Genomic DNA, 12,731 nt, shown 5'->3' on the forward strand with positions numbered 1-12,731 from the left:
GAGGACCACATGCTTGATAAAGGCGCGCTCTTGCCTCGCCAGCCTGGGAGATCGCCAACAGCGACCCAGCATGTACCGCCAGGAGCGAGGCGAGCAGCCATTTGCCATACTCGTATTGCCGTTCGAGCGCGCCGAAGAGCATCTCCTTCTGCGCTTGGTATCGAGTCTCAATCGGAATGATCGGTGGAGGTTCAGGCGCCTCGGCTGGCTCGTCTGCCGGCATATTCATTTCCTCAGTCTCACGCCAGCGCCACCGCCGTTCTCGGGGATGAACTCGACGCCGGCTGCTTCGAGGGCGCGGCGCATGTCTTCAAGCGTCCGATCATATGGAGCACGCTTGCCGGCCTCGAAGTTCGCGATCGTTGCCTTGGCGACCTTCGAAGCCGCGGCGAGCTGATCTTGAGACCATCCGATAAGCGCTCGACCGGCTCGGCATTGGGCAGGCGATACAGACAATTTGATGCAACCTTATATCAAAAGTGTTGACTAAGCTTATGGTGTAGGCTTATACCATTAGTGCAAAGTTCTTACAACCTGGAGCAACACCATGCCGAACACTGTTCCGGCTGCCGGCGAAGCTATGCCCGCGGACGAGGGAATGCAGATCGTCACCGGGCGCTTTTCCCGCCGCGCCATGTTCGTCGGCGCAATGGCCTCTCTGCCGGCCATAGCGGTCGCAGGAAGCGCTCTTGCGGCCACAGCCGCCGAGACGCCCGACGAACGCGCTGTGCGGCTCGCAAATGAACTATCTGAAGCAATGAACGGCTTCATGACACCGGCCGGAGGGACGCCCGGCTGGGTGGCCCACGTCGGGCCGTCAAACCATCCCGATCCGATCTGGTTCTCTCAGGATGCCGGATCGGCTCCCGACCCGCTCGCCGATACCATCGCCGAATATAACACCAAGGTAGCCGAGTTCTCGGCCATCCCTGAAAAGCAGATAACATCGGACGAGATTGAGGAAGCCTTTGTGATGGCTACCTATGGTCCAGCCTCTGATAGGCTATGTTATGCAACGCCGCCCGCGACCAGCCTTCGGGGCGTAGCAGAAGCAATTCGCTACGCAATCGATCAGAAGGCCTTCATCGACATTCCGGCGGAGCGCGTCGTGAAGTCGGCGCTAGCCTATCTTGAGCGGCGGTACGGGGTATGAACGCGCCCACCGGAAGTCTGAAGCCGTTCGGCTGCCCGGATGGAGTAGATCCCGCCACATGGCGCCAGGCGATCGAGAAGCGGCTCAACGACTTGTTCGACCGCGCCACAGCCCTGATCACGGCTCTTGACCTGATGGAGGCCGATTGCGACCTCGAGGACGGCGCCGATGCCGAGCCCTGGCTTGGTTGGGGAGAACGCGGCCCTGGAAGCGTCGTGCCTTGGAATGATGGCCGCGGCAGTCCTCACGATGACCGAGAGCTCGAAGACGAGCACGGCGGCGATATCAATGACGAACCGCAAGATGATGACGAGCGGGAGGCCGATGACGCTGAGCATGACCAGCTCGGCTATATCGAGGGCGGGCAATCATGACCGTGCTCGACATCATGTTCATCGGGACGATCCTCGCCGGCGTCATCGCGCAACGGCTCATTGCAGGCTAACATTTCGCTTACGAAACAATATGGCCCGGCTGCTCTCAAGGTGGCCGGGCCTTAGTTTCGCAGGGTCCTATGACAGGTTCAATACCACTCCAGACAGATCGATTTTCTGATCGGCCGAGTCCTTCTTTTCGCTTTGGTCGTTTGTGCCCTGTCGAAACGAGGGAGTGTAAGGCTGGTACGCGTACTCTGGCATAGGCGCCGCGGTGAGTGGCTGGCTTAGTCCAGCTACCTTCTTCGGTTCATGCGCCATGGTTAGTCTCCACGTTTAGCCCCATAGGATAGTAATGCTTTCGAGAAATCCAACGAAAACCTTCGAACTTTGTGACCGTAGCGACGTCGAGGTCGCCGCCGACCGTATTCGCACCAGGTAGAAAACGAACGAACGAGACAGTGGTTTCGGCTAGAAACCGGGCTAGGTCAATTGCATCCTGAACCGGCATAGAAGGTTCCAGCAACTGGGCTTGAGACGCCTGTGCGATCTGTTGCGTCAAGGCGGCCGCATCCTGGGCACTGATTCCCGCTTGCGTCAGTATGGCTGTAGTTTGCGGCGAAATTCCTAAGACAAGACGAACGCAGGCGTCCGGTTGACCATCCCACTCGATTCTGCAGTCCTGCTCGCCAGCAATCAATTGCGGGGCGATCACCGTGGCACCCGTCAGTTGCATCTTCCAAAGTTCGCTACCTGCAGCACCGGCAGAATACCCGCCAACGAAGAATGTAAATGACGAGGCGTTCCGAACGGGGTCCGGAAGCGCAGCAAAAAGCGCGCTGAACCTCCCAAACGCATAATCGGCGACTTGTTTGATCGTATAGACCTGCAGATCGATGCCGGCTGCACCAGAAGCAATCTCGTGGCGGATTTCCTTGGCGATGGTAGAGATCGATGAATTGCCAAAGTTCCCAAGCCCGCAAGTCATCGCGGCGACGGGCCTCCCTCGGATTAGGTTGAACAACTTGTGTCCGTTGTCATAGACCCGCATCACGATTTGGTTGCCAGCTGCATCCGTGGTGACCATAGAAGACGCGCTGTCCGCGACGAAAACCAAGCAGTCGTGGACTTTAACTGCGATGCAGATAGTCATTTTGCCCTCACCCCTTGGCGGGCAGAAAGCTCCCGATTCCAGTCTGTTGTCAACAGAGAGTGGCGGTTTTCCGGGCTTTTCATCCTGGGGCGGCTACCCGCACGGCTACCCACGCCAAAGCTTGCAAGGGTAGCCTACCGCAGCGGTAGAATTAGAATTTGCAAGTAATTTCAACGTTGGTGCGGACGACGGGAATCGAACCCGTACGATCAGAGATCGAGGGATTTTAAGTCCCTTGCGTCTACCAATTCCGCCACGTCCGCAGGCGTGCCCTTTTCAGATGCCTGATTTGAGCCGTCAAGCGATGTTTCGGACCGACTGATCTTACACAGCCAGCCAGCATGCGATGGATGTCCGAATTTAATATTAGCGATATGTAAAATGCAAAGTCCGCCAAACCGGTTTCGTTAGCCTTTCTGTGCCAGCATCGAGCCGGCTTTGATGGTGGAACCATGCGTGGGCCAGGCTGGATCCGGGGGCTGCGGGAGGAGGAGGCGCGGCAGCTGCGCTGCGAGATCGATCGGCTCGAGCGCGATCTGATCAAAGCCGCCAATTCGAAAGCCAAATGCAACCTGCACGACGTCGCGCATACGCTGCGCTGGCAGAAGGCCCGGCTCCAGCGATTGGAAGAATGCCTCGCAGCCATGCCGGCCGGAAAGATCGCTTCGGACGGGTCCTGATCGGTCCGATTGCAACCTTGCGTCGAGGCTTAACCATTATTGGTCCTGCGCTTGCCGAGCAGGGGCGCATTGGGAAGTGGCGCGATCGCGGAATTACGGTTTGCGGGGATGCCGTTAGGTTAGCCCACAAGGCGGTTCGATCCGCCGAGGCCGGCGTCTACCAGGCCCCTACCCATTCCCCCGCCCCCTGCGGGCGCCGGCCACCTGATTTCCAAGAGACAATACGGGATGGCGCCTCAGCACTGGCGCTGCTGCGGCAAGTCTCAGAATTTATAGCTGAAATTCACGCCGAGCGTCTGCAGCTTCACGTCCTGGTCACGGTCGGTGAAAGTGTCCGAAGCGTCGAAATGCTCCTTGCCGAAATCGTAGTAGCGGTATTGCGCGCCGACGACGACATTGTTGGTCAAGGCATAGTCGACGCCGGCGCCGAGCGTCCAGCCGGTGCTGGTACGGGTCCGGGCAAAGCTTGTGCCTGCCGTCTGCGAGGTTTCGATGCCGGCGAACGCGACGCCGCCAATGCCATAGATCAGCAGGCGATCCATCGCGTAGCCTGCCTTGGCATCGACCGATCCGAACCATTTGACGTCGGTGCCGAAGGTGTTTGCCGGGGCGGCATCGGCGGTGCCGTCGATCGAGGCGTAGTTGAGGTCGGCCTCGGCGCCGATCACGGCCTGGTCGAACTGCCAAAGGCCCGCGACATGGCCGCCGACGAAACCGCCGTCGATGTCGGGCTTGACCGAACCGCCGTCGACGGTGATGTCGGACCGGCCCCAGCCGTAGCCGGCCTGCATGCCGGCATAATAGCCGGTCCAGTCGAAGCCAGGCGCGGTCATCGGCAGATCAGCGCCCAGATCCGCCGCCCAGGCAGACCCGGACAGCAGGGCAAGAAAGCCGGCACTGGCGAGCGTCAGTCGACGCATCGAGCACTCCGAAATGGCGGTTCCGAAAGACTCCCTGGGAAAGACTAGCCCCTTTCGCCGCTGAACGGAATTGCATCTCTGCAACAGTGGTTTACGACCTGATGCTCTGGCTCCAGGCACCGGCATTTGCCAAAGTGCCTCATGCAGAGGAACTCGCCAATGACGAACGCCAAGCCGACAAGCGCCGTAAAAACCAAGCCGTGGACGGAGGTGGCGACACATCTGGTCGATGTCGCGATGGGCCGAAAGCCCGCGGATCTGGTCATCCGCAACGGGCGCTGGGTGAATGTCCATTCGGGCGAGATCATCCCCGGCGCGGACATCGCGATCGCCGCCGGCCGCTTCGCCTATTGTGGGCCGAATGCCAGCCATGCCATCGGGCCGGGGACCAAGGTCGTCGATGCCGGCGGGCGCTATCTGGTGCCCGGCCTTTGCGATGCGCATATGCATGTCGAAAGCGGCATGGTGACGGTGACGGAGTTCTGCCGCGCGGTGATCCCGCATGGCACCACCTCGATGTTCATCGATCCGCACGAGATCGCCAATGTGCTCGGACTACCGGGAGTCAGGCTGATGCATGACGAGGCGGTGGCGATGCCGATCAATGTGCATGTGCAGATGCCGTCCTGCGTGCCGTCGGCGCCGGGACTGGAGCATGCCGGCGCCGAATTGACGGTGGCCGACGTGGCCGAGGCCATGACATGGGACAACATCATCGGGCTTGGCGAGGTGATGAATTTCCCCGGCGTCGCCGCCAACAATCCGGTGATGTCGGGCGAGATTGCCGAGACGGTCAAGGCCGGCAAGACGGTCGGCGGCCATTATGCATCGCCCGATCTCGGCCTGCCATTCCATGGCTATGTCGCGGGCGGGGCGGAGGACGACCATGAAGGGACGCGCGCCGAGGACGCGATCGCTCGCGTGCGCCAGGGCATGAAGGCGATGCTGCGGCTGGGGTCGGCCTGGTACGACGTGGCGGCGCAGATCAAGGCGGTGACCGAAGGCGGCATCGACCCGCGCAACTTCATCCTGTGCACCGATGACAGCCATTCCGGCACGCTGGTGCATGAAGGCCATATGGACCGGGTGGTACGGCATGCCATCCAACAGGGCCTGAAGCCGGTGACGGCGATCCAGATGGCGACGCTCAACACCGCGCAGCATTTCCGACTGGAGCGCGAGATCGGCTCGATCGCGCCGGGGCGACTGGCCGATCTTCTGATTGTTTCGGACCTTGCCCGGATGACTATCGACGAGGTCTATGGCCGCGGCGTCAGGCTTGCGAAGGCCGGCAAGCTCGAGATCGACATCCCCGCCTATGACTATCCGCAATCGGCGAAGAACACGGTCAAGCTCGGCAAGAAGCTCGCGGCGAAGGATTTCGACATTTCCGCGCCGCAGGGCGCCAACGAGGTGCGGGCGCGGGTGATCGGCGTGATCGAGAACCAGGCGCCGACGCGGGCGCTGGAGGCCGACCTGCCCGTCGAGGACGGGTTGGTCGCCATGGATCGGCGCAACGACATCTGCCAGATCGCCCTGGTCGAGCGCCATCGCGGCACGGGCGGCGTCACCAATGCCTTCGTCTCCGGTTTTGGCTATGTGGAAGACTGCGCGATTGCGTCGAGCGTGGCGCATGACGCGCACCACATCATCGTCGTCGGCACCAACAAGGAAGACATGGCTTTGGCCGTCAACCGGTTGGGCGAGGTCGGCGGCGGCGTGGTGCTCTATTCCAAGGGCAAGGAACTGGCGCTGGTCGAGATGCCGATCGCCGGCCTGATGTCTGACGAACGCGCCGAGATCGTCGCGGCGAAAGCCGAGCAATTGACAGAGGCCATGCGCAAGGTCGGCTGCTCGCTTAACAACGCCTATATGCAGCACTCGCTGCTGGCGCTGGTGGTTATCCCGGAGCTCAGGATATCGGATGTCGGTCTTGTCGACGTGACGACCTTCCAGAAGGTCGATCTTTTTATCTAAAGCAGGTCATCCGCCCGTCGCGATGGTCAGCACCTTGAACGGCGTGGTGATGACCACTTCGGCGACCGATCCCACGGCTTTGCCGAGCCCTTGGCCGATATTGTCCAACCCGGCTCCCTGAGGTTCGCCCGCTCGCAGGGCTGCCGGCGTGCGCAGCCGGTCGCCAAGCAATTGCACCAGGATCGGGTTATCGGCGAATTTGGCATGGTTCAAACGGTCGCCGCCTTTGGTGTTGGTCAGATCCGCAACAACCACGCCGTAACTCGCGAGATCGGCCGCATTGCCGTAGTCGCCGACGCGCGGCTTGTCGCCGGAGATGAAGCTCGACAGCTTCAGCGCTCGGTCGTCGCCTGAAAGCAGGATGGCGAAGGGCTTATCGGGCTTGCCGTAGCGGATCATCTGCTTCTTGAAGACGTCGACGTCGATGTCCGGCGACGCCAGAACGACATAGCCGAGCTTGCCGTTCAGATCGCGGTCGCCGGTGATGGCGAGCTGGCGCAGCGCTTCCATCGTCAGCCAGGTGCCCATCGAATGGGCGATGATGTCGATGCTCTTGACGCGTGTTTTGGCGAGCATCCGCAGCGTCGCCTCGAGGTCGTCGCGCGCTGCGGTCGAACTGTCCTTGTCGTAGATGTAGCCGGTGGTCTTGCCGCTCGATGCCCAGGAAAACAGCACTGGCGTCCCTGGGTATTTCGTGTCGTGCGCGATCTGCGTCAGCCGGAACACGCCGTCGTCGAAGCCGTTGTTGAAGCCGTGCACGAAAACCAGAGCGCGGTCGCCGCCTATGGCAATATTGGAGCCGACCGCCTTGGCGAACTGCGAGGCATCCGCATAGTGGACGACTTCGGTGGCGGTAAATTGCTTAGCCGGATTGCTGTCGGCGGAGCCCTTGGCGCGCTCGATCGCGCCGACCTGGTGGATCTTGGGCACGGTGACGTGGACGCGGGCGTATCCGGTGGTCAGCGAACGGTCGCCGTCGAACACCTGGCGGGGATCCTTGGTCGCCTGCTGGCGGGTGGTGGCGACGAAGATCTCATGCCTGGCGGCAATGTCGGAGGCTGGCGCGGAGACAGGTTTGCGGTTGAGCAGATCGTGCGTGGGGCCGGCGCAGCCGGCGAGGGTGAGCGCGAAGGCAAGGCCGACAACGATCTTCACATGCACAGTCAACCGGGGTCCCCCCAAGGGCGGCAAACCTCTCCCTTACTCCGATAAAGGCAGGGAGCGGCCGGGTCCAGTTCAAAGTCACGTGATGCGGAAACCACGTGGACAGGGTCACTGCGCAGCCAGCTGGCGGATGCGGTCGGTCACGTCGCGGTCGCTGGCAAAGCCGTCGTCCTCGCGCAGCCGCTGTCCGATCATCTTCACCAGCGCAGGGTTGTCGGCGAATTTCGTATGATTGAAGCTGTCGGCACCCTTCTCATTGGAAAGGTCGACCACCGTGACGCCATAGGAGGCAAGATCGGCGGCGTCACGATAGTCGCCGACGCGCGGCCGCGAGCCGGCGATCAGGCCGGAGAGCCTGAGCGCCCGGTCGTCATCCGACAGAAGCAGGATGAAGGGCTTGTCCGGCTTGCCGTAACGGCGCATCTGGCTCTTGAAGACGTCGACATCGATATCGGGCGATGCGAGCACCACGTCGCCCAGCTTGCCGCTCAGATCGCGATCGCCGGTGATGGCGAGCTGGCGCAGCGTTTCCATCGTCACCCAAGTTCCCATCGAATGGGCGACGATGTCGATGCGCCGGGCACCGGTCTGCGCCAGCATCCTGAGCGTCACTTCCAGCTGGTCGCGCGCGGCGGCGGCACTTTCCTTGTCATAGACATAGTCGGTGGTCTTGGCGCCGGATGCCCAGGAGAACAGCACCGGCGTGCCCGGATAGCCGGAATCATGGACGATCTGGGTGAGCCGGTAGACGGCGTCGTCGAAGCCGGTGTTGTAGCCGTGGACGAAGACCATCACACGTCCGCCGCGGGCGTCGATGTCGGCGTTGAGGGCGCTGGTGAATTTCGGCTGCGTGTCGTAGCCGACGACTTCCGAGGCCATGAAATACTTGGTCGGATCGTCCGACTTGCCGCGCGAGCGGCGCTCGATCTGGCCGACCTGGTGAATCGGCGGAACGGTGACGTTGACGCGGGCATAGTTCAGCGTCGCCGAGCGTTCGCCGTCGAAGACCTTGTTCGGATCGTCGGACCGCTTGCGCGTGGTGGCGATGAAGATCGAATGGTTGCCCGCGATCTCGGTCGCCTGGGTCGGCACGACCACGCTGCCCAGGATTTCCTGCGTCTGGGGACCCGCGCAGCCTGCCGTCAGCAGTGCAAGGGCAATGATGAAAATCGTCTTCAACCGCACGTCGACACTTCCGCTGCAATTCCACTTTGGCCGCGATTGGCCGTCCACCTCCGCGGAAATCTCCCGGACAGCCGAAGTGCGGCTAAAGTAAGTCGTGTCTAGTGGAAATTGGCTCAGCGCCGGGCGAGGACCACCGTGGTGTTGCGCGAAAGCCAAAAGGGCGGCAGGAAGGTTGCGGGCACCGGCAGGGGTGCTGGCGCGTGCCGGCGAGATCGAAAATGAGGGACTGGTAGTGAACAGCTTTTCCGCCCGCGTCGCCGTGGCCGCCGAGGCGATCCGCGAAATCTTTCCGGAAACGCCGCTCCAGGAGAACGACTATCTGTCGAAGAAGACCGGCGCCCGCGTGCTGTTGAAGCGCGAGGACCTGACGCCGGTGCGTTCCTACAAGATCAGGGGCGCCTTCAATTTCTTCCGCAAGGCGCTTGCCGCCGGCAACAATGCCGAGCTGTTCGTCTGCGCCTCGGCCGGCAACCATGCGCAGGGCTTTGCCTTCGTCTGCCGCCATTTCGGCAAGAAGGGCGTCGTGTTCATGCCGGTGACGACGCCGCAGCAGAAGATCGACAAGACGCGGCTGTTCGGCGGCGATTTCGTCGAGATCAGGCTGGTCGGCGACTTCTTCGACGATTGCTACCGCGCCGCCTTCGAATTCACCGAAAGCGCCGGCGCGCATATGGTGCCGCCCTTCGACCACAAGGACATCATCGAGGGCCAGGCCACCGTGGCCTACGAAATCGCGGCGCAGATGCCGGGCGCGCGCGCGCCCGACATCGTCATGCTGCCGGTGGGCGGCGGCGGCCTTGCCGCCGGCGTGACCCACTATTTCGCCGACCAGCATCGCGACCCGCGTTTCGTGTTCTGCGAACCTGCCGGCGCGCCGAGCCTGCGTGAAAGCCTTGCCAGCGGCAAGCGGGTGAAGCTCGCCAAGGTCGACAATTTCGTCGACGGCGCCGCGGTGGCCGAGATCGGCCGCGAGCCGCTGCGCCACCTCAAGGACTTCGCCGCCGATGCCGTCCGGCTGGTTCCGGAGAACCGGCTCTGCGCCACGATGATCGAGATGCTCAATGTCGAGGGCGTCGTGGTGGAGCCGGCCGGCGCGCTGGCTATCGACGCGCTCAAGGATTTTTCGCGCAAGGAGATCAGGGGCAAGACCATCGTCGCGGTCGTATCCGGCGGCAATTTCGACTTCGAGCGGCTGCCCGACGTGAAGGAGCGGGCGCTGCGCTTCGAGGGGCTGAAGAAGTATTTCATCATCCGCTTCCCGCAGCGGCCGGGCGCGCTGCGCGATTTCCTCGAAATGCTCGGTCCAGACGACGACATCGCCCGCTTCGAATATCTGAAGAAGTCGGCGCGCAATTTCGGCTCGGTGCTGATCGGCATCGAGACCAAGGACCGGCGCAATTTCTATCTGCTGAAGGCCAATTTCGACGCCGAGGGCGTGCAGTATCAGGATATCACCGACAACGAGACCCTGGCGGGCTTCATCATATGAGCGAAAAACAAGGCACGGTCTTCGTCGCGTTGTTTTCCGGCATCAATGTCGGCGGCAACCGCATCGTCAAGATGGCGGAGCTCAAAGCCTTCTTCGAGGGCCTCGGCTTCACCGATGTCGCGACCTATGTGCAGAGCGGCAATGTCGTGTTCCGGGCGAAGAAAGGCGATGCAGCAGCGCTCACCAAGGAGATCGAGGCGGCCTTCGAGAAGAAATGGGGTTTCAATTCGCGCATCATGGTGCGCGATGCCGGCTGGTTCGAGCGGCTGGTGAAGGACAATCCCTATCCCGAGATCTCGGGGGAGCCGACCAAGCTGCATGCCTATGCGCTGGAGCGCGAGCCGACGGCTGAGGAGACGCAGCGGCTCGCGGACAAATGCACCGGCCCCGAGCGCTTCGAGATCAAGGGCGACGTGCTTTACCTTCACGCGCCGGACGGGCTCGGCAAATCGGTGTTCGCCAATCTGATTCCGCGCACCTTGAAGGTGCCTGGCACGGCGCGAAACTGGCGCAGCGTGCTGGCGTTGCTCGATATGGCCGGAAAAGCCGGCGGCTGATCGCCGATTTGTCAGGCGGCCTTTTGCCAGTCGAAGCTCAATTCCTCGCGGAAGGCGAAGCGCTTGATATGGTCGGCGACCACCGTCTCCAACCGGTCCAGTGAAGCTTCATCGTCGGCGGCCAGAGCGATGTGCAGCGCCTGATCGTCGGCGTCCATGACGGTGCGGCCGATCGAGAGCTGGATAGCGCCATGCCGTGGGTCGAACTCAACCGGGAATTTGTGCGACCAGTGCTTGCAGAGCTGCTGCAGGTAGCGGCTGGCATGTTCGGTGGCGACATCGGCGCGGCTGGTCAGCATGAAATTCTCCTGGCGGATGAAGAAACGCCAGCCTGGACGGGGCTGGCGCCAATTTCCGGTAGATAGGCAGCATCTGGGGAAACGCCAGCGGCGGCCGGTAAAATCGGCGCGCTTCGCCGAGTTTTACCAGACGCCCGTGTTCGCCATCGAGGCCCACGGTTCGGCCTTTACCTTGGCCGGGCCTTTCTGCAGGAGCTCGATCGAGATGCCGTCCGGCGAGCGGACGAAGGCCATGTTGCCGTCGCGCGGCGGACGGTTGATGGTCACGCCGCTGTCCATCAGCTTCTGGCAGGTGGCGTAGATGTCGTCGACCTCATAGGCGAGGTGGCCGAAACTGCGGCCGCCCCTGTAGTCCTCCGGGTCCCAATTGTAGGTCAGCTCGACCAGCGGCGCCTTCTCGTTGATGCCGCTCTGCTCGTCTTCGGGCGCGGCGAGGAAGATTAGCGTGTAGCGGCCCTGCTCGTTTTCGTAGCGGCGCACCTCCTTCAGGCCGAGCTTGTTGCAGTAGAAATCGAGCGACTGGTCGATATCGGCGACGCGAACCATTGTGTGCAGATAGCGCATGGGGACTTCCTCGGCTTGTTGGGGTTGTGAGGCACCATAGGGGCCACCCGACGAAAGGGCAATCGTCCGACAATAGCGGCGGCGAGGTCGATTTTAGGGCCCGCCAGTCGTCTTCGGGAAGCGCCGGCAAACAACATTTCAGCCTTTCCGGTGCTGAACGGTGAAAAAAGGCACGTCAGCCCTTGCACACCCCGGAAGCCGCAGTGTTAATCTCTCGGCAAGAATCAGTTGCAGTTCGATTTGAAAAAGGGGGCATTCTTATGGGGGAAAAAGCCTCTTTCACGAGGCGGGACGGAAGCCTTGACGACGCCTTGAAGCGGGACAATGGCGGCGACTCCGCCGAGCTTGTCGAAATCGCCGGGGCTATCAAATGGTTCGACGTGGCCAAGGGCTACGGCTTCATCCTTCCGGACGACGGCGTCTCGGGTGACATCCTCCTCCATGTGACATGTCTTCGAAAGGACGGCTTCCAGACGGCGCTCGAGGGCGCGCGGGTCGTCTGCCTGGTGAAACAGGGCGAGCGCGGATTGCAGGCTTTCCGCGTCCTGTCCATGGATGCTTCGACGGCCGTTCATCCGGCGGAGCAGGAGCAGCGCACCCACGTTACCGTCAGCCCGGAGAGCGGCCTCGAGCGGGCTCTGGTCAAGTGGTTCAACCGCACCAAGGGTTTTGGCTTCCTGACGCGGGGCGAGGGAACCGAAGATATCTTCGTCCACATGGAAACCTTGCGGCGCTACGGCATAACCGAGCTCCGGCCCGGCCAGGTCGTGCTGGTGCGCTTCGGACGTGGCGACAAAGGCCTTATGGCCGCCGAAATCCACCCCGATATGGGTACCTTGTCGGTCTCGCATTAAGGACTTCTCGACTCCGTCCAAAAGCGCCTTTGCCGCGGACCGACTATCTTCTCCGAAAACCGGTTCCACTTCCGCGGATCATGGTTTAGGACGAGCGTCTGGACGAGGTACCTTGATGGCTCATCGCAATTGGCTGACTGCGGGCGCGCTCTGCGCCGCGATCGTTTTCGCCGCCTGTTTCATGGCCGCGAAGCCGAGTTCGGCGGATGCGATGCTGCTGCCGATCGACCGGACGCCTCTGGTGGTGGCGACCGGTTCGGGCGAGCGTTCCTTCTCCATCGAGATCGCCGACACTTCCGCGGAGCGGGAGGCGGGCCTGATGTTCCGCCGGACGATGGCCGACGATCACGGCATGTTGTTCG

General features: G+C 62.1%; 16 protein-coding genes and 1 tRNA gene. 8 read left to right on the top strand and 9 right to left on the bottom strand.

Annotated elements, in window-relative coordinates:
* Positions 1–223 (bottom strand): hypothetical protein (locus EOA27_RS41445; protein ID WP_210214138.1); only part of this gene is annotated, 223 nt, incomplete at its 3' end.
* A 2-nt stretch (positions 224–225) separates the two neighbouring features.
* Complete coding sequence (locus EOA27_RS05100; RefSeq protein WP_127255662.1) at positions 226–456, bottom strand: helix-turn-helix transcriptional regulator; 231 nt, start codon at positions 454–456, stop codon at positions 226–228.
* A 91-nt stretch (positions 457–547) separates the two neighbouring features.
* Between EOA27_RS05100 and EOA27_RS05105 the strand changes: the two genes are divergently transcribed.
* Together EOA27_RS05105 and EOA27_RS05110 are read left to right on the top strand one after the other, a co-directional pair.
* On the top strand, positions 548–1,153 hold the full coding sequence (locus EOA27_RS05105) for a hypothetical protein (RefSeq protein WP_127255664.1): 606 nt from the start codon (positions 548–550) through the stop codon (positions 1,151–1,153).
* Positions 1,150–1,527 carry a hypothetical protein gene (locus tag EOA27_RS05110; protein ID WP_127255666.1) on the top strand — a complete coding sequence of 126 codons (378 nt, stop codon included), beginning with the start codon at positions 1,150–1,152 and terminating at the stop codon, positions 1,525–1,527. The genes EOA27_RS05105 and EOA27_RS05110 overlap by 4 nt, the downstream gene beginning before the upstream one ends.
* 310 nt (positions 1,528–1,837) lie before the next feature.
* Here the strand turns inward: EOA27_RS05110 and EOA27_RS05115 are convergent, their stop codons facing one another.
* Both EOA27_RS05115 and EOA27_RS05120 read right to left on the bottom strand, forming a co-directional pair.
* Entirely contained in the window at positions 1,838–2,680 is an 843-nt protein-coding gene (locus EOA27_RS05115; protein WP_127255668.1) for a hypothetical protein, read from the bottom strand.
* A 177-nt stretch (positions 2,681–2,857) separates the two neighbouring features.
* Positions 2,858–2,943, bottom strand: a tRNA-Leu gene (locus tag EOA27_RS05120).
* Between the two features lie 189 nt (positions 2,944–3,132).
* On the opposite strand from EOA27_RS05120, the gene EOA27_RS05125 reads away from it, so the two are divergent.
* Positions 3,133–3,360, top strand: coding sequence for a hypothetical protein (locus EOA27_RS05125; protein ID WP_042644415.1), 228 nt, complete (start codon positions 3,133–3,135; stop codon positions 3,358–3,360).
* Positions 3,361–3,623: 263 nt separating this feature from the next.
* Here the strand turns inward: EOA27_RS05125 and EOA27_RS05130 are convergent, their stop codons facing one another.
* Positions 3,624–4,280: an outer membrane protein gene (locus EOA27_RS05130; protein ID WP_126082424.1), complete on the bottom strand. Its 657-nt coding sequence runs from the start codon at positions 4,278–4,280 to the stop codon at positions 3,624–3,626.
* Positions 4,281–4,439: 159 nt separating this feature from the next.
* Here EOA27_RS05130 and ade point away from each other — a divergent pair, with 159 nt between their 5' ends.
* Positions 4,440–6,257 carry an adenine deaminase gene (gene ade, locus EOA27_RS05135; protein WP_127255670.1) on the top strand — a complete coding sequence of 606 codons (1,818 nt, stop codon included), beginning with the start codon at positions 4,440–4,442 and terminating at the stop codon, positions 6,255–6,257.
* Positions 6,258–6,263: 6 nt separating this feature from the next.
* Here ade and EOA27_RS05140 read toward each other — a convergent pair whose 3' ends face one another.
* Together EOA27_RS05140 and EOA27_RS05145 are read right to left on the bottom strand one after the other, a co-directional pair.
* On the bottom strand, positions 6,264–7,424 hold the full coding sequence (locus EOA27_RS05140; protein WP_126082426.1) for an alpha/beta hydrolase: 1,161 nt from the start codon (positions 7,422–7,424) through the stop codon (positions 6,264–6,266).
* Between the two features lie 105 nt (positions 7,425–7,529).
* The gene (locus EOA27_RS05145; RefSeq protein ID WP_126082427.1) at positions 7,530–8,606 is read right to left on the bottom strand and encodes an alpha/beta hydrolase; all 1,077 of its coding nucleotides are present in this window, start codon (positions 8,604–8,606) and stop codon (positions 7,530–7,532) included.
* Between the two features lie 232 nt (positions 8,607–8,838).
* On the opposite strand from EOA27_RS05145, the gene ilvA reads away from it, so the two are divergent.
* Together ilvA and EOA27_RS05155 are read left to right on the top strand one after the other, a co-directional pair.
* The gene (gene ilvA, locus EOA27_RS05150) at positions 8,839–10,095 is read left to right on the top strand and encodes a threonine ammonia-lyase IlvA (RefSeq protein ID WP_126082428.1); all 1,257 of its coding nucleotides are present in this window, start codon (positions 8,839–8,841) and stop codon (positions 10,093–10,095) included.
* Positions 10,092–10,652 carry a DUF1697 domain-containing protein gene (locus EOA27_RS05155; protein ID WP_126082429.1) on the top strand — a complete coding sequence of 187 codons (561 nt, stop codon included), beginning with the start codon at positions 10,092–10,094 and terminating at the stop codon, positions 10,650–10,652. Before ilvA ends, EOA27_RS05155 begins: the two co-directional genes overlap by 4 nt.
* Positions 10,653–10,663: 11 nt before the next feature.
* Here EOA27_RS05155 and EOA27_RS05160 read toward each other — a convergent pair whose 3' ends face one another.
* A complete protein-coding gene (locus tag EOA27_RS05160) occupies positions 10,664–10,951 on the bottom strand; it encodes a DUF2218 domain-containing protein (protein ID WP_126082430.1) in 288 nt (95 codons plus the stop codon).
* A 123-nt stretch (positions 10,952–11,074) separates the two neighbouring features.
* Positions 11,075–11,515, bottom strand: a complete 441-nt coding sequence (gloA, locus tag EOA27_RS05165; RefSeq protein ID WP_126082431.1) for a lactoylglutathione lyase — start codon at positions 11,513–11,515, stop codon at positions 11,075–11,077.
* A 260-nt stretch (positions 11,516–11,775) separates the two neighbouring features.
* On the opposite strand from gloA, the gene EOA27_RS05170 reads away from it, so the two are divergent.
* Both EOA27_RS05170 and EOA27_RS05175 read left to right on the top strand, forming a co-directional pair.
* Positions 11,776–12,369, top strand: coding sequence for a cold-shock protein (locus tag EOA27_RS05170; RefSeq protein ID WP_126064639.1), 594 nt, complete (start codon positions 11,776–11,778; stop codon positions 12,367–12,369).
* Between the two features lie 115 nt (positions 12,370–12,484).
* On the top strand, positions 12,485–12,731 hold a 247-nt coding region (locus EOA27_RS05175), incomplete at its 3' end, for a DUF192 domain-containing protein (protein ID WP_189561962.1).

Source organism: Mesorhizobium sp. M2A.F.Ca.ET.037.01.1.1, from assembly GCF_003998075.1.
In the GTDB taxonomy this organism is placed as follows: domain Bacteria; phylum Pseudomonadota; class Alphaproteobacteria; order Rhizobiales; family Rhizobiaceae; genus Mesorhizobium.